The organism is Sphingomonas cellulosilytica (assembly GCF_052321755.1).
GTDB lineage: Bacteria > Pseudomonadota > Alphaproteobacteria > Sphingomonadales > Sphingomonadaceae > Sphingomonas.
Window position 1 is genome coordinate 208,872 of sequence record NZ_JBQRTT010000005.1, and the last position, 15,804, is coordinate 224,675.

At 68.5% G+C, this 15,804-nt stretch carries 16 protein-coding genes; 7 read left to right on the forward strand and 9 right to left on the reverse strand.

All coding sequences use genetic code 11. From position 1 onward, the window contains the following. Positions 1-60: 60 nt before the first annotated feature. The gene (locus ACTZQ5_RS10480; protein ID WP_443585127.1) at positions 61-1,065 is read left to right on the forward strand and encodes a cell wall hydrolase; all 1,005 of its coding nucleotides are present in this window, start codon (positions 61-63) and stop codon (positions 1,063-1,065) included. 7 nt (positions 1,066-1,072) lie between these two features. On the opposite strand, the gene ACTZQ5_RS10485 is transcribed toward ACTZQ5_RS10480, so the two are convergent. Then, positions 1,073-1,855 (reverse strand): arginyltransferase, encoded by a 783-nt coding sequence (locus ACTZQ5_RS10485; protein WP_443585128.1) that lies wholly within the window; start codon positions 1,853-1,855, stop codon positions 1,073-1,075. Between the two features lie 225 nt (positions 1,856-2,080). On the opposite strand from ACTZQ5_RS10485, the gene ACTZQ5_RS10490 reads away from it, so the two are divergent. Continuing rightward, positions 2,081-2,335, forward strand: coding sequence for a hypothetical protein (locus ACTZQ5_RS10490; RefSeq protein WP_443585129.1), 255 nt, complete (start codon positions 2,081-2,083; stop codon positions 2,333-2,335). A 96-nt stretch (positions 2,336-2,431) separates the two neighbouring features. Here ACTZQ5_RS10490 and ACTZQ5_RS10495 read toward each other — a convergent pair whose 3' ends face one another. Beyond that, the gene (locus ACTZQ5_RS10495; RefSeq protein WP_443585130.1) at positions 2,432-3,673 is read right to left on the reverse strand and encodes a threonine ammonia-lyase; all 1,242 of its coding nucleotides are present in this window, start codon (positions 3,671-3,673) and stop codon (positions 2,432-2,434) included. Positions 3,674-3,729: 56 nt separating this feature from the next. Here ACTZQ5_RS10495 and ACTZQ5_RS10500 point away from each other — a divergent pair, with 56 nt between their 5' ends. Further along, positions 3,730-5,394: an amidohydrolase gene (locus ACTZQ5_RS10500; protein ID WP_443585131.1), complete on the forward strand. Its 1,665-nt coding sequence runs from the start codon at positions 3,730-3,732 to the stop codon at positions 5,392-5,394. Positions 5,395-5,434: 40 nt separating this feature from the next. Here the strand turns inward: ACTZQ5_RS10500 and ACTZQ5_RS10505 are convergent, their stop codons facing one another. The 7 genes from ACTZQ5_RS10505 to ACTZQ5_RS10535 all read right to left on the reverse strand — a co-directional run bounded on the left by ACTZQ5_RS10505 (position 5,435) and on the right by ACTZQ5_RS10535 (position 11,682). Next, a complete protein-coding gene (locus tag ACTZQ5_RS10505; RefSeq protein WP_443585132.1) occupies positions 5,435-5,743 on the reverse strand; it encodes a hypothetical protein in 309 nt (102 codons plus the stop codon). Positions 5,744-6,078: 335 nt separating this feature from the next. Next, on the reverse strand, positions 6,079-6,774 hold the full coding sequence (gene ctrA / locus ACTZQ5_RS10510; protein WP_443585133.1) for a response regulator transcription factor CtrA: 696 nt from the start codon (positions 6,772-6,774) through the stop codon (positions 6,079-6,081). Between the two features lie 125 nt (positions 6,775-6,899). Next, complete coding sequence (locus ACTZQ5_RS10515) at positions 6,900-8,015, reverse strand: AI-2E family transporter (RefSeq protein ID WP_443585134.1); 1,116 nt, start codon at positions 8,013-8,015, stop codon at positions 6,900-6,902. Next, positions 8,012-8,827, reverse strand: coding sequence for an IclR family transcriptional regulator (locus tag ACTZQ5_RS10520; protein ID WP_443585135.1), 816 nt, complete (start codon positions 8,825-8,827; stop codon positions 8,012-8,014). The genes ACTZQ5_RS10515 and ACTZQ5_RS10520 overlap by 4 nt, the downstream gene beginning before the upstream one ends. Positions 8,828-8,909: 82 nt before the next feature. Next, on the reverse strand, positions 8,910-9,521 hold the full coding sequence (locus ACTZQ5_RS10525) for a LutC/YkgG family protein (RefSeq protein WP_443585136.1): 612 nt from the start codon (positions 9,519-9,521) through the stop codon (positions 8,910-8,912). Beyond that, entirely contained in the window at positions 9,518-10,924 is a 1,407-nt protein-coding gene (locus ACTZQ5_RS10530; RefSeq protein ID WP_443585137.1) for a lactate utilization protein B, read from the reverse strand. Before ACTZQ5_RS10530 ends, ACTZQ5_RS10525 begins: the two co-directional genes overlap by 4 nt. Beyond that, on the reverse strand, positions 10,921-11,682 hold the full coding sequence (locus ACTZQ5_RS10535) for a (Fe-S)-binding protein (RefSeq protein ID WP_443585138.1): 762 nt from the start codon (positions 11,680-11,682) through the stop codon (positions 10,921-10,923). Before ACTZQ5_RS10535 ends, ACTZQ5_RS10530 begins: the two co-directional genes overlap by 4 nt. A 212-nt stretch (positions 11,683-11,894) precedes the next feature. On the opposite strand from ACTZQ5_RS10535, the gene rhmD reads away from it, so the two are divergent. The 4 genes from rhmD (at position 11,895) to ACTZQ5_RS10555 (ending at position 15,764) form a co-directional block, all read left to right on the forward strand. Then, the gene (gene rhmD / locus ACTZQ5_RS10540) at positions 11,895-13,079 is read left to right on the forward strand and encodes an L-rhamnonate dehydratase (RefSeq protein WP_443585180.1); all 1,185 of its coding nucleotides are present in this window, start codon (positions 11,895-11,897) and stop codon (positions 13,077-13,079) included. A 20-nt stretch (positions 13,080-13,099) separates the two neighbouring features. Beyond that, a complete protein-coding gene (locus tag ACTZQ5_RS10545; protein ID WP_443585139.1) occupies positions 13,100-13,957 on the forward strand; it encodes a 2,4-didehydro-3-deoxy-L-rhamnonate hydrolase in 858 nt (285 codons plus the stop codon). Then, positions 13,954-14,700, forward strand: coding sequence for an SDR family NAD(P)-dependent oxidoreductase (locus tag ACTZQ5_RS10550; protein ID WP_443585140.1), 747 nt, complete (start codon positions 13,954-13,956; stop codon positions 14,698-14,700). The genes ACTZQ5_RS10545 and ACTZQ5_RS10550 overlap by 4 nt, the downstream gene beginning before the upstream one ends. 155 nt (positions 14,701-14,855) lie before the next feature. Continuing rightward, complete coding sequence (locus tag ACTZQ5_RS10555) at positions 14,856-15,764, forward strand: amidohydrolase family protein (protein WP_443585141.1); 909 nt, start codon at positions 14,856-14,858, stop codon at positions 15,762-15,764. The last annotated feature ends 40 nt before the right edge of the window (positions 15,765-15,804 follow it).

Here is a 15,804-nt window from a genome sequence, read left to right on the forward strand (position 1 = left end):
CGTGCCCCCGCCGGGCCGCGGTTAACCAGATCATAAGCCGTCCGCCCTAGATCCGGCGGCGTGGGGCATCATCGCACAAACCTGATCGCCAGCATGACGCTCGGCCTCGCCTTGCTCGGCGCGTCATCCTGCGCGCCGCAGGGCAGCGCCGGCTCGCACATCACCCAGGCGGTGCCGCCGCCGACACCGCGGCAGCTGCTGCGCGATCTGGCGCTCGACGTGCCGGGCGACTTGCCCGGGCTGGCGGGGTTGCCGTCGTCGCTGCGCGCCTCGCTCGCCGACGAGGCCGCTCCGACGGACCTCACCGCGGCGCCGCCGTTCCTCGCGCAGGCGCAGAGCGCCGACGACGGCGCCCGCGCCGCCGATTGCCTGACCGCCGCCGTCTATTACGAGGCGCGCTCGGAGCCGATCGAGGGCCAGCGCGCCGTCGCGCAGGTGGTGCTCAACCGCGTCCGCGACCGTGCCTTTCCGCACAGCGTCTGCGGCGTGGTGTTCCAGGGCGCGAACCGCCGCACCGGCTGCCAATTCTCCTTTACCTGCGACGGATCGATGCTGCGCCGCCGCGATCCCTTGTCCTGGGCGCGGGCGCGCACGGTGGCGGAGGCGGCGCTCGCCGGCAGCGTCTATGCACCGGTGGGGCCGGCGACATTCTTTCACACCAATGCGATCCTGCCGTGGTGGGCGTCCAGCATGACGCGGATCGGCGCGGTCGGTGCGCATATCTTCTATCGCTGGCGCGGTGCGATGCAGGGGGCGTTGAGCTTCCGCGCGGCGTATGCCGGGATCGAGCCGGGAGCGACGGCCTGGGCCGGGGAGGGCGCGCAGACCGCCGCCGTCTACCGCGACAGCGCGGATGTGGCCGGCGTGACCGTCCATCGCGGCCGGCTGGACGCTGCCACAGGGGGTACCGCCGCCGCACTGGCGTCCGCACCGGCCGCCGCTCCTGTGGCGCGTGCGGCCCGCATGATGATGGCGGGCGGCGTCCGCGTCCATCTCGGTCGCGAGGCGACGCAGACGATCGTTACCGACGGTGCCACGGTGGGCGAGGAATCCGACCCGATCTGAAAGCGGTTCAGGCGGGGATGAGCGTCGGCGCCGACACGGTGGCCTCGTCCTCCAGCAGGCGCCAGCCGTTCGGCCCGAGCACTTCCAGCGGGCGATAGCGGGTCTTGTACGCCATCCGCGCCGAGCCCTTCACCCAATAGCCGAGATAGACATAGGGCAGGCCGGCGTCGCGGGCGCGGGTGATATGGTCCATGATGATGACGTTGCCCAACCCCGGGCGGCCGCCGCCCGGCGCGTCGTCATCCGCGGCGAAGAAGCTGTAGATCATCGACAATCCGTCCGCCTGCCGATCGGTCAGGCAGGCGCCGACCAGCCGCCCGCGCTCGCCGTTGATCGACGGGGTGCGATATTCGATGATGAGCGAATTGACCGGCGAATGCTCGATCATGTCGGCGTAATCGTCTTCGTCCATGCCGGCCATGCCGCCGCCGGGATGGCGTGCGGCGAGGTAGCGGCGCAGCAGCTGGAACTGTTCGTCCGTCGCCCAGGGACGACAGGCCGTCACCTCCAGGTCATCGTTCCGGCGCAGCAATTTGCGCTGCGTGGCGTTGGGCACGAAATCCTGCGTCACGACGCGCACCGATACGCAGGCGGTGCAGCCCGCGCAGGACGGCCGATAGGCGACGCCCTGCGACCGGCGAAAGCCGATTCGGCCCAGCGCGTCGTTCAGCTCGGCGGCATGTGGGCCGCTCAGTTCGGTGAAGACCTTCCGCTCCTGCCGGCCGGGCAGATACGGGCAGGGCGCGGGCGTGGTGACGAAGAAGCGCGGAAAACGGAAGGGCGCAGTCACCGCCGGCAAATCCCCATTGAATGCGATCCACGACGCGGCGCCGCAGAATGCACCTATGAATCACCGCGTGTCGCCTGGGAAGCGTCATTGCAGCGAAAGAGCGTTAATAGCCGGAAGAGAATCTTTCCGACTCCGACCACAGTACCGCTGCGGGACAATGTTGCGCTGCGGGAACAAAGCCTCGGATCGATCGTTCCGGCCGTTCCTTTAGCGTGGAGTGTACCTATGCCCAAGACGTTTGCCGGCTCGCTGGCCGCCATGGCGATGATCGCCGCCCCGATCGCCGCCACCCCCGCCTTCGCCGCGCCGACCAACCCGGCCGCGTCGCTCTCGGTTGCCAAGTCCGTGCGCGCCAGCGCGCCGACCGACGGCAAGAGCAAGCTCGCCGGTGGCGGTCTGCTCGCCGCCCTGATCGCAGCCGGCGTGGTTGCGATCGGCGTGGTCGCGATCGTCAACGACGGCGACTCCGACAGCAACTGATCCGCTGTCATCGTAAGACGGGCGTCGTGCGAAAGCACGGCGCCCGTTTTCGTGTGCGGCGCCATCCCGCCGGCCCGGGGGTCCCAGGCCCGGAGATTACGCCTGTTCGACCAGGCTCGTCTCGTACCCGCCTTCGCGCAGCGCGGCGATCAGGCGGTTGAGGTGGTCGCGGTCGCGCGCTTCGCATTCGATATCGGTCACCAGCCCCTTGGCGGGCAGCGAGGTGAAGATGCGCTGGTGGTAGACCTCGATGATGTTGACCCGCTGCGCATCGAAGATACGCGCGACGTTGAACAATGCGCCCGGTTGGTCCTGCAACCGCACGCGCAGGCGGGCGAGCCGCCCGGAGCGCGCCAGGTCGCGCAGCAGGACGTTGGCGAGCAGGCGGGTGTCGATATTGCCGCCGCACAGCACGATGCCGACGGTGCGGCCCTTGAAGCGTTCGGGATAGGCCATCAGCGCGGCGAGCCCGGCGGCGCCGGCGCCCTCCACCACCGTCTTCTCGATCTGGAGCAGCAGGCTCACCGCCTCCTCCAGGTTGCGCTCGCCGACCAGCACGATGTCGTCGACCAGTTCGGCGACGAGGCCGGAGGTGATGCCGCCCGGCTCCTTCACCGCGATGCCCTCGGCCAGCGTATCGCCGGCGCAGGGGAGGGTGGTGCCGCGGATGCGATTGTACATGGAGGGGAACAGCTCAGCCTGCACGCCGACTACCTCGATCGGATGGCCGGCGGCGCGTGCGACGATCGCCGATCCGGAGATAAGCCCGCCGCCGCCGATCGGGATCAGCAGCGTGTCGATCCCCGGCACGTCTTCCAGCATCTCGACCACCGCCGTCCCCTGCCCGGCGATGACGCGCGGATCGTCGAACGGGTGGACGAAGGTGTAGCCGCACTGCGCCTCCAGCACGCGGGCATGGGCATAAGCGGCGTCGAACGTCTCGCCCTCCAGCACCACGGTCGCCTTGTGCCCTTCGGTCTGGGTCACCTTCACCGTCGGCGTGGTCCGCGGCATTACGATCGTCGCCGGGATGCCAAGCCGGTTGGCATGATAGGCGAGGCCCTGGGCATGATTGCCCGCCGATGCGGCGATCACGCCCTTGGCCCGCGCCTCCGGCGACAGCTGCAGCAACGTGTTGAGCGCGCCACGCTCCTTGTAGGCGGCGGTGAACTGCAGGTTCTCGAACTTGAGATAGACGGTCGCGCCGGTCATCTCGCTCAGCGTCTTGCTGACCAGCGTCGGCGTTCGCACGATCGCATCGCGGATGCGGGCATGGGCGGCACGGACATCGTCGATCGAGACGGGCAGGGCGGTTGCTGCGGCGCGTTGGGTAGCCATGGCGAGCCGCTAGACCATCTGGTGCGGCGGGGAAACACCGCTTATGCGCGGCAGCCATGGTGAAGAGGGTTTTGAAAGCAGCGCGGCTGCTGGCGATGGCAGCGACGGTCGTTCCGGCCGCAGCATCCGCCGATGGTCTGGTCGACAACGTCAACGGCATCACGCTGGACAAGGACGGCCGCGTCGTGCGCTTCCAGGCATTGCTGGTGACGCCGGAGGGCAAGGTCGCCAAACTGTTGTCCACAAAGGATAAACGGCCGGAGAAGCTTGATTGGCGCGCGGACATGAAGGGGCGCGTGCTGCTGCCCGGCATGATCGATGCGCATGGCCATGTCATGGAGCTGGGCTTCCGCGCGATCGAACTCGACCTGTCGGATACGAAGAGCCTGGCGGAGGCGCAGCAGAAGATCGCCGAATATGCCCGCGCGAATCCCGAAAAGGCGTGGATCATCGGCGGCGGCTGGAACCAGGAGGCCTGGGGGCTCGGCCGCTTCCCGACTGCCGCGGACCTCGATTCGGCGGTCGCCGATCGTCCGGTGTGGCTCGCCCGCGCCGATGGCCATGCCAGCTGGGGCAACAGCGCGGCGCTGAAGGCGGCGGGGGTCACCGCCAAGAGCGTGTCGCCGGCCGGTGGACGGATCGAGAAGGGGGCGGGCGGCCAGCCCGCGGGCGTCTTCGTCGATGCCGCGCAGGGCCTCGTCGCCAAGGTGCTGCCGCAGCCGCTCGGCAAAGACCGCAACGCTGCCTTCCTGAAAGCGCAGGCTATCCTGCTGAGCTATGGCGTCACCGCCACCGCGGACATGGGCACGACCATCGACGATTGGCTGACCTATCGCCGGATCGGTGACCTGGGTGGCCTGCGCGTGCGCATCATGAGCTATGGCATGGGCGTCGATACCGCGATCCAGATCGGCGGCACCGGCCCGACGCCGTGGCTGTACGGCGACCGGCTGAAGCTGGTCGGCGTCAAGCTCTATGCCGATGGCGCGCTGGGGTCGCGCGGGGCATGGCTGAAGGCGCCCTATGCCGATGCGCCGGGCCAGTCGGGCGCGGGCTTCATGAACGACACGGTGATGCGCAACCTGATGAGCCGCGCCGCGATGGACGGCTATCAGGTCGCCGTGCACGCGATCGGCGACCGTGCCAATGCCGAGGCGCTGGATGCGATCGACGAGATGGCGCAGACCTACAAGGGCGATCGTCGCTGGCGCATCGAACATGCGCAGATCGTCGATCCCGTCGACCTGCCCCGCTTCGGCCGCAACGGCATCATCGCCTCGATGCAGCCGACGCACCAGACCGGCGACCGGATGATGGCCGAAGCGCGGCTGGGGCCGCAGCGCCTCGCCGGCGCCTATGCCTGGGCGTCGATGCTGAAGAACGGCGCCAAGCTCGCCTTCGGCTCCGACTATCCGGTCGAAAAGCCCGATCCCTGGGCCGGCTGGGCCGCCGCCTTCACCCGTCAGGACGCCGCGGGCCAGCCCTTCGGCGGCTGGCATCCGGAGGAAGCGGTCAGCCGCGAACAGGCGTGGTGGGCCTTTACCGGCGGCGCGGCCTATGCCGGTTTCGCCGAAGACCGCATCGGTCGGTTATCGCCGGGCCTGCAAGCCGACTTCATCATGGTCGACCGCGATCCGCTGCTCGCATCCCCCACCGACCTGCGCGCGACGAAGGTCGAGGAGACGTGGGTCGGCGGGCGCAAGGTCTGGGAGCGGAAATAGCCGCGGCACCGCCTGCCCGGGCAAGGCAGGGGCGCGTGGATCAGCGTGGGGTTGCCACGCACGACCGCCCTACCGCCGCCACCGCGACAGCGCGAACGCCCACGATCCGCCGCAGCTCGTCGGCCAATCGCTCGCTTGGCAGGTCGCAGTCCGGGATGCGGACCTCGAAACGCAACGAAGCGGGGCGGCGGTGGACCGCGATTTCGGTCGGAAAGCAATCGAGCCGCCGCATCGTATCGAACGCCCGCAACAGCGTATGGGGGCAGGGCATCAGCACGCCTGACACAGTGCGTGATGCGTCGGTCTTGTAAGATTGGTCGCGCAGCGGCGCGGCGGAAGCTTGTTGCATGAAAGGGACACCTGGCAGAGCCTGCTACAGGCCCCGCGCGCGTCCCCATGCAAAGCCGGCGCGGGATCGGGAGCGGGGCGGTGCTATGTGCGGCGGCAACGCAGGGGCACGGCGACAGCGCCGGCACCCACGCGCCGCCCGGTAATCCGCCGTGCCGTCATCCGATCCATTACGGCGGTCTGCCATCGCCGTCAGCGCCGCACAAGATGTCGATACAAAGAAAAGTTCGATTCGAACCGATCGTGTCGCCTGCTGCCGCGCATACCAAAAAGGCCGCGGCACCCCCCGATGCCGCGGCCCTGGCTCCCGATGACTGGGGAGGGAAAATGTAGCGGTCAGGCGACCGCGACGACCTCTTCGGGTTCGCGCAGCACATAGCCGCGGCCCCATACCGTCTCGATGTAATTCTCGCCTTCGCAGGCCAGGCTGAGCTTCTTGCGCAGCTTGCAGATGAACACGTCGATGATCTTCAGTTCGGGCTCGTCCATGCCGCCGTAGAGATGATTGAGGAACATCTCCTTGGTCAGCGTCGTCCCCTTGCGGAGCGACAGCAGCTCCAGCATCGCATATTCCTTGCCGGTCAGGTGGACGCGCGCACCGTCGACCTCCACCGTCTTGGCATCCAGGTTCACCGCCAGCTTGCCGGTGCGGATCACCGACTGGCTGTGCCCCTTCGACCGGCGCACCACGGCGTGGATGCGGGCGATCAGCTCTTCGCGATGGAATGGCTTGGTGACGTAATCGTCGGCGCCGAAGCCGAAGCTGCGCACCTTCGAATCCATCTCGTTGATGCCGCTGAGGATCAGCACCGGCGTCGATACGCGGGCGACGCGCAGCTTCTTCAGCACGTCATAGCCGTGCATGTCCGGCAGGTTGAGATCCAGCAGGATGATGTCGTAATCATACAGCTTGCCCAGATCGAGGCCTTCTTCGCCAAGATCGGTGGTATAGACGTTGAAGCCTTCGGTCCCGAGCATAAGCTCGATCGCCTTGGCCGTGGTCGGCTCGTCCTCGATCAACAACACCCGCATCGCGTCGTCCCCTGCTGGCCAGACCCCTGCGCACCCCTGCTGCACGGCTCGACCCGATTCATTAACCAAAGAACATCTGAAGGCAAAAGGTTAATTCGAGCTTAAGCGCACGCGACGCTTGGGTATTACCGGCGACCGTCCGGTGCCGGTGCCGGTTCCTCGTCGGGGTCCGTGGGCGTCAGGTCGGGGCCGAGCAGCGTCTGGTGGCGGCTGGGCGGAATATCCTCGCCCAGCACCTCGCGCAGGTACAGGCTGCGCACCAGCGTGAAGATGACGACGAGCAGGGCGGCGGAGAAGAACAGGCCGAAGATGCCGAAGATCACGCCGATGCCGATGATCGCGAATACGGTGATCGCCGGCGGGATCGAGATGACGCGCGCCTGCACATAGGGGGTGATGAAATTGGTCTGGATCAGCCGCACGCCGGCATAGGTGGCGAGCGCGCCGAGCACCGGCCCGGTCCCCTGCGTCGCCGCCAGCCCCAGCGCGGGCACCATCGCCGCGGTCGGCCCGACATAGGGAATGAATTCCGACAGGCCGGCGAGCAGCCCCAGCGCCGCGGCGGACGGCACGCCCGACACCCACAGGCCGATGCCGACCAGCACGCCCATGCTGGTCATCAGGATCAGCGACGAACGCAGCCACAGCCGCAGCGTCGACCCGACGTCGAACAGCGCATCTTCGATCGCCGGCCGCTTGGAGGGCGGGATGAGGAACAGGAAACCGCGTTGGTAGATGCCGGGATCGGCGGCGAAGAAGGCGGCGCCGACCAGCAGCAGCAGCGCGTTGAGGATCAGTTCGCCGCCTCCCTGGACGAGGCCGCCGACATCGCGCGCCGCCTTCGATCCGGCATAGGCCTGTTGCACGGCATCGACGATCTTGGCACCGACCGGGCTCTGCGAGGCCCAGGCGGCGAGCTGGTCGAGCAGCGACGGCAATTGCGTGACGAGCACGTTGACCTGTTCGCGGAACTGGACGCCGAACAACCAGACGAGGAAGCCGACGACGCCATAAGCGGTGGCGAGTCCGCAGCCGAGCGCCGCCTTTTCGGGCACGCGCAGGTGGTCGCGATAGAGATCGGCGAGCGCATGGATGGCGATCGCGCCGAGCATCGATCCGAAGGCGAGGATCAGCAGGTCGCCGGCGCGGAACAGCGCGGCGGCGACGGCGGCGATGACGAGGATGTAGAGGACGCGGCGGATGAAGCGCGCGTCGTCGGCGTCCGGCGACAGGCGGTTCACGCGGCGGACGCGCCCGCGGCATCCCGGCCCAGCGCCGCGCCGATCTCCGCCGCGGCGGTGCGCAGCAACGGCACCAGCTGCTGCATGCGATCGGCATCGAGATAGGGCGCGGCGGCGGCGACGTTGATCGCGGCGACGATCCGCCCGGCGGCGTCGCGCACCGGCGCGGCGACCGAATGGATGTGATCGGGGGCGGGGCCGCATTGCAGGATCACGCCGCGCGTCACCGCCGCCTGCATGTCCGCCACCGCGTCGTCGCGCCGATGCGCGGGATCGGCGAGGGCGAAGAACCGCTGCCACGACCGCTCGCCCTCGTCGAGCAACAGCGCCTTGCCGAGGCCGGTTTCCGCCAGCCGCCGCCGCGTGCCCGGCTGGGTGGTGACGGCGACGCGTTCGCGACCCGGCACGCGCAGCATGTGCACCGATTCGTCGCCCTCGCGCCGGCCCATGAAGGCGCTCATCCCGGTTTCCTGCGCCAGCCATTCGAGCTGCGGGCGGGCGAGCGCGACGAGGTCGGTCTGGTCCTGCACCAGGTTGCGCAAGCGGAGCAGCTGGCGGCCGCCGCGGACCTGCCCGTTGGGACCCATCGCCAGGAAACCGCGCGCGGCGAGCGATCCGACCAGGCGATAGGCGATCGCTCGCGACAGCCCGCTGCGCTCGGCGAGCTGGATGACCGTGGCCGATTCGTTCACCGCCATTTCAAGGAGGTCGAGCCCGCGGTCGAGCGTCTGCGTCCCGGCCTTGGCGGCACGCCCCTGCTCCTCGGCGGCATCCTCCGTCGCGGCGGCGCGCAGGCTGGCGGTCGTGGTCACTCCGGTCTCTCTCCGCGATTGGCCGAATCGGCCGGGGAGCATGGATAACTCACAACGGCCGCAAACGGCAGCATGGGCGATATCACGCCGCCAGCCGGATCACGTGCAGAAAACGGGGGCCATGCGCGCCGCGGACATAGGTGCCCTCGATATCCGTGGTGCCGGATACGCCGGTGACCCAGTAATGCGCGCGCGGATGCGTTCCGGTCAGCGCCGCATCCTCCAGATGCGCGACGACCGCCGGCACCAGCACGATATGGTGGAGCGCCAGGAAGTTGGGCAGCATCGGTGCCTCCGGCGCCGTTTCGAACACCAGGCTGCCGGTTTCGGCGACGCCGCAGCGGGCGATGGCGAGCGCGGCGGGTTCGTCGGGCGCAGCGGTGTCGTGCAGCGTGAAGCCCGACCAGTCGCACGCCGCCAGCCGTGGATCGGGCGGCACGCACAACGTGCGTTGCAGGCCCTGGTCGGCGCAATAGCGCGCGATGGCGTCGGGCAGGTCCTCGATCCGGTCGATGCGATCGACCGTCGCCGCGACGCTGGGCAGCGCGAGCTTGGCGACGAACGTCTCGTCCAGCGCATCGACATCGACCGCCGGGCGCTCGGGTGCGATCAGCAGCGCCGCGGCCTCGGCATCGATCGCCGCCGGCGTCGCCGTGCCGCCCAGCCGCGACAGGATGGCATCGCGCGCGCTCATGCCCGTGGCCCCTTCGTGTTCTGGCTCTTCCGGTATTGCGCCATGAAGCTCTCTTCCGCGGGCTTGGGCATGTCGCGATAGCGGGTCCAGCCGCCGGCAAGCGGCAGCTTCGACAGCCAGCCGCCGCGCCCCATCAGCCGCATCGAGCGCAGCGCCGCCGCCGTCGCCGCGCGATACAGCCGCGGTCGCCGGGCGAACCACGCCCAGGTGCCCAGCCCCGAGCGCAGCGAGGTCGGCTCCAGCCCCTCGCGCCAGCTCTTCTCGCGCCAGCCGCGCAGCAGCGTGGGGAGGGGGATGCGCACCGGGCACACCTCCTGGCATTTGCCGTTGAGCGTGCAGGCGTTGGGCAGGTCGCGGTTGGCCTTCAGCCCGTCGAGCGCCGGCGTCAGCACCGCGCCCATCGGCCCCGGATAGGTGCCGCCATAGGCATGGCCGCCGATCTGGCGGAAGACGACGCAATGGTTCATGCACGCGCCGCAGCGGATGCAGCGGAGCATCTCGGCCAAGCCCTCCTCGCGCATGCGCGACCGGCCGTTGTCGACGAGGACGATGTGCATCTCCTCCGGCCCATCGCGGTCGCCCGCACGCTTCGGCCCGGCGTAGAAGGTGGTATATTGGGTCAGCGCCGCCCCCGTCGCCGAGCGCACCAGCATGCGCAGCATGTGCACGGCATGCGCGGTCGACGGCACGATCTTCTCGATCCCCGCGGTGACGATGTGCATCCGTGGCGGCACCAGCGACAGTTCGGCATTGCCCTCGTTGGTGACGGTGCACACCGCGCCGGTATCGGCGACGAGGAAGTTGGCGCCCGAAATGCCGACGTCCGCGGCCAGCATGCCTTCGCGCAGGTGACGCCGTGCGCTTTCCGCCATCGCCGCGATCGTCTCCTCGGTATGCGGATCGCGGTGGCTCGCCTTGAACAGTTCGGACACCTGCTCGCGCGTCTTGTGCATCGCCGGCCAGATGATGTGCGACGGCCGCTCGCCGGAGAGCTGGATGATATGTTCGGCAAGGTCGGTTTCGACGCGGCCGATCCCCGCCTCGGCAAGCGCATGCGGCAGGCCGATCTCCTCGCCCAGCATCGATTTGGAGCGCGCGACGCTCTTCGCCCCCGCCTGCTTGCAGAGGCGAATGACGATGTCGCACGCCTCCTGCGCAGTCGCCGCCCAATGCACGGTGGCGCCGGCGGCGGTGGCATGCGCCTCGAACCGTTCGAGGTAGAAGCCGAGATTGGCGACGACATGGTCCTTGATCGCCGCCGCCCGATCGCGGGCGCGTTCGAAGTCGGGGAAGGCGTCGACCGCTACCGCGCGCTTGGTTTCCGCGGTGGTCGCGGTGCGCTCCACCCCGGTCTTGAGATTGCGGTCGGCCAGCGCCTCGGCGACCCGCGAATCGAAGCTCATGCCTCTTCTCCGATCGCCGGCCCATCGCCCATGCCGGCGACCAGTTCGATGGCGTGGAAGGCGCGTACCGGCGAGCCGTCGCGGTGCAGCTTGCCCGCCATGTTCATCAGGCAGCCGAGGTCGCCGGCCAGCAGCAACTCGGCGCCGGTCGCGTCGATCGCCTTCGCCTTTTCCCCAACGATCGCGTTGGAGATGGCCGGATATTTGACGCAGAAGGTGCCGCCGAAGCCGCAACACGTCTCTGCGCCGGCCAGCGGCGTCAGCGCAAGGCCGTCGATCGCCGACAGCAACCGGCGCGGCTGGCGCTTGATGCCGAGTTCGCGCAGGCCCGAACAGCTGTCGTGATAGGTCGCCGTCGCCGGCAGCGCGACGCCCTGCGGCCGCCAGCCGCGCACCTCGTCGAGATAGGCCATGATCTCCCACGTCTTCGCCGCCAGCGCGCGCGCGCGCGGCCCCCAGGTCGCGTCATGTTCCAGGATCTCGGGATAATGGACGCGCACCGTGGCGGCGCAGGAGCCGGAGGGGATCACCACATGGTCGAACGGCTCCAGCGCGGCGATCGTGCGGCGCGCCAGGTCTTCCGCGGTCGCGCGGTCGCCGGAATTGAGCGCCGGCTGGCCGCAGCAGGTCTGCGCCTCCGGCACGATCACCTCGCACCCCGCCGCCTCCAGCGCGGCGATCGCGGCAAAGCCGATCCGCGGCCGGATCAGGTCGACGAGGCAGGTGACGAACAGGCCGACGCGGGGCGACGCGGTCATGCCCTGGCGTCCAAGGGGGCCGAAGACAGCGGCGGGTGAGCCATATCCAAATTCCTCATCCTGCCGTTTGACGCAGCTTTTCTCATGTCGTAACGAGCTATCTCATAAAGTGGAAAAACTGACAAGCTCGGGAGGATGCTTATCACCGCACTCGGCGGCGGCGGCGGTCCTTCCGGCCTCGGTATGACGGGAGCCATCGCGCCGTGGGAATCGTGTCCTTGCCCAAGATCAAGCATGTCCGCGCCTTTACCGTGCGCGGCGGCGGTGCCGACTATCACGATCAGGGCGAGGGCCATTGGATCGACAACCATATCGCCACGCCGATGTCGCGCTACCCCGAATACCGCCAGTCGCGGCAGAGCTTCGGCATCAACGTGCTCGGCACGCTGGTGGTGGAGATCGAGGCGGAGGACGGCACGATCGGCTTTGCGGTGACCACCGGCGGCGAGCCGGCCTGCTACATCGTCGAAAAGCACCTCGCCCGCTTCCTCGAAGGGCGCAGCCCGACCGAATACGAGAAGATCTGGGACCAGATGTATTTCTCGACCCAGTATTACGGGCGCAAGGGGCTGGTCATCAACGCGATCTCCGGCGTCGACCTCGCGCTCTGGGACCTCCTCGGCAAGCTCAGGCAGGAGCCGGTCTATCACCTGCTCGGCGGCGCGGTGCGCGACGAGCTGCAATTCTACGCCACCGGCGCACGGCCGGACAAGGCGAAGGAATTCGGCTTCATCGGCGGCAAGATGCCGCTCCACCACGGCCCCGCCGAAGGCGTCGAGGGTCTCAAGAAGAACATCGCCGAACTGGCCGACATTCGCGCGAAGTGCGGCGACGATTTCTGGCTGATGTGGGACTGCTGGATGGCGCTGGACGTCGACTATGCGACGCGCCTTGCCATCGCCGCGCACGAATACGGCCTGAAATGGATCGAGGAGGCGATCAGCCCCGACGATTACTGGGGCTATGCGCAGCTCAAGCGCAACGTCCCCAAGGGCATGCTGGTGACCACCGGCGAGCACGAGGCGACGCGCTGGGGCTTCCGCATGCTGATGGAGATGGACTGCTGCGACATCATCCAGCCGGACGTCGGCTGGTGCGGCGGCGTCACCGAATTGCTCAAGATCAGCGCGCTCGCCGATGCCCATGGTAAGATGGTCGTGCCGCACGGATCGTCGGTCTACAGCTATCACTTCGTCATCACCCGCCACAATTCGCCCTTCGCCGAATATCTGATGATGCACCCCGGCCCGACCGAGGTGGTGCCGATGTTCCATCCGCAGCTGATCGGCGAGCCGGTGCCCGAAAACGGGCGGCTGAAGGCGAGCGCGCTCGACGCGCCGGGATTCGGCGTCGAGCTCAACCGCGACATCGCGATGCACCGTCCCTACACCCACTGATACGGAAAGAACGCCTCCCCATGAAGCTCTGCCGCTTTGGCCAGCCCGGCCAGGAAAAGCCCGGCCTCGTCGACGACGATGGCGCGATCCGCGACCTGTCGGGCGTCGTCGCCGACATCACCGTGGATGCGATTGCCGCGATCCGCGCCGCCGATGTCGCCGCTCTGCCGGTGGTCGAGGGCACGCCCCGCTACGGCGTGCCGGTGAAGGGCATCGGCAAGATCGTCGCGATCGGCCTCAACTATCGCGACCATGCGATCGAATCGAACCTGCCGATCCCGACCGAGCCGGTCATGTTCATGAAGGCGCTGTCCAGCCTGTCCGGCCCCAACGACGACGTGGTGCTGCCCAGGGACTCGACGCACGGCGACTGGGAAGTCGAACTGGGCGTCATCATCGGCAAGACCTGCCGCTACGTCAGCGAGGACGAGGCGCTGGACAAGGTCGCCGGATACGTCCTCGCCAACGACGTGTCGGAACGCTTCAACCAGAAGCAGCGCGGCTCGCAATGGTCGAAGGGGAAGGGGCATGACACCTTCTGCCCGGTCGGCCCGTGGCTGGTGACGCCGGACGAGGTCGGCGATGCGCAGGACCTCGACATGCACCTCGACGTGAACGGGACGCGCATGCAGACCGGCAACACCAGGACGATGATCTTCGACCTCAAGCAGCTCATCAGCTACGTCAGCGAATATGTGACGCTGCAGCCGGGCGACCTCGTCATCACCGGCACCCCACCGGGCGTCGGCGAGGGCAAGAAGCCCGACGCCATCTACCTCAAGGCGGGCGACGTGATGGAGGTCGGCATCGCGAAGCTCGGCACGCAGCGGCAGAATGTCGTCGCATGGCGTCACCTCGGCGAGGGCGTGCTGGCATGAGCTTCGCAGGACGGTTCGCGGGCCGCAACGCGATCATCACCGGCGGCGCGTCGGGCCTGGGCAAGGACGTCGCCACCCGCATCGTCGCCGAGGGCGGCACGGTCGCGCTGTGGGACCTCAACGCCGAAGCGCTGGCGGAGGCGAAGGAGGCGATCGGCGCGGCGCATGTCGTCGCGCTCGACGTGTCCGATGCCGACGCGGTCGCGGCGGCGGCGGAATCGACGCTCGCCGCGCTCGGCACGATCGACGTGCTGGTCTGCTCGGCCGGGATCACCGGCGCGACCGTGCCGGTGCACGAATTTCCCATCGACAGCTGGCTGAAGGTGGTCGGCGTCAACCTCAACGGCCTGTTCTACTGCAACCGTGCGATCGTGCCGGCGATGCTCGCCAACGGCTATGGCCGGATCGTCAACGTCGCCTCGGTCGCCGGCAAGGAGGGCAATCCCAACGCCTCGGCCTATTCGGCGACCAAGGCGGGCGTGATCGGCTTCACCAAGTCACTCGGCAAGGAACTGGCGGGCAAGGGCGTCATCGCCAATGCGCTGACGCCGGCGACGTTCGAGAGCCCGATCCTCGACCAGCTGCCGCAGAGCCAGGTCGACTATATGCGCTCCAAGATCCCGATGGGGCGCCTCGGCGAAGTGCATGAATCCACCGCCATGGTCTGCTTCATGGCGAGCGAGGAATGCAGCTTCACCACCGCCTCCGTGTTCGACACGTCGGGCGGGCGGACGACCTACTGACCCGACAAACCCGTCATTGCGAGCGCAGGCGAAGCAATCCAGAGCCGGACCAGGACGCCCTGGGTTGCTTCGCTCCGCTCGCAACGACGGATGAGGTTCGATCATCCCGCAACCGTCCGCACGAGACGGCGCGGCACACCACCGGAGAGCCCTTCGTGACCGCGATCCCGTTCGTCGATGCGCACATCCACCTGTGGGACTTGGCGCACATCAGCTACCCCTGGCTGACCCCGCCGTTCGACGGCGAGGGGCCGAACGGCAGCGCGGAGGCCATAGCGAAGGACTTCGGCGTCGCCGAGTATCGCGCGGCGCTCGCGCGCTGGAACGTCGTCGGCGCGGTGCATATCGATGCCGGCGCCGATCCCGCCGATGCCTTGCGCGAAACCGAATGGCTGGAGGCCCAGGCGGAGGCATCCGGCCTGCCGACCGCCATCGTCGCCTTTGCCGCGCTGAACGATCCCGACGTGGAAGCGACGCTGGCTGCCCATGCCGCGCACCCGCGCGTCCGCGGCATCCGCCATATCGTCAACTGGCATCCCCGCCCCGCGCGCACCTATTCCGCCGCCGACGTGACGCAGGACGACCGGTGGTGGGCAGGCTTCGGCCTGCTCGGCCGCTACGGCCTGTCCTTCGACCTGCAATGCTATCCCGGCCAGATGCCGGCGCTGGTGCCGCTGTTCGAGCGGCATCCCGACGTGCCGGTCATCATCAACCACCTCGGCATGCCGGTGACCGACGATGCCGAGGGGCTGACCCGCTGGCGCCACGGCATGCGCGCGCTGAGCCGGCTGCCGCACGTCTCGGTCAAGCTGTCGGGCCTCGGCTTCATCCATCGCGACTGGACCGCGGAGCGCGTGCGCCCGTTCCTGCTGGAGGCGATCGACCTGTTCGGACCGACCCGCGCGATGTTCGCCAGCGACGCGCCGACCGACATGCTCTTCGCCCCGATCGACCGCTACATGGAAACCTATCACGCGCTGGCCGAAGGCTTCGGCGAGGACGAACGCCGTGCGCTGTTCGGCCGCAATGCCGACCGCATCTACCGGCTGGGGCTGGGCGTGTGAGGGCTCCTTCAGCCGCTCCCCATCCGTCATCCCGGCGAAG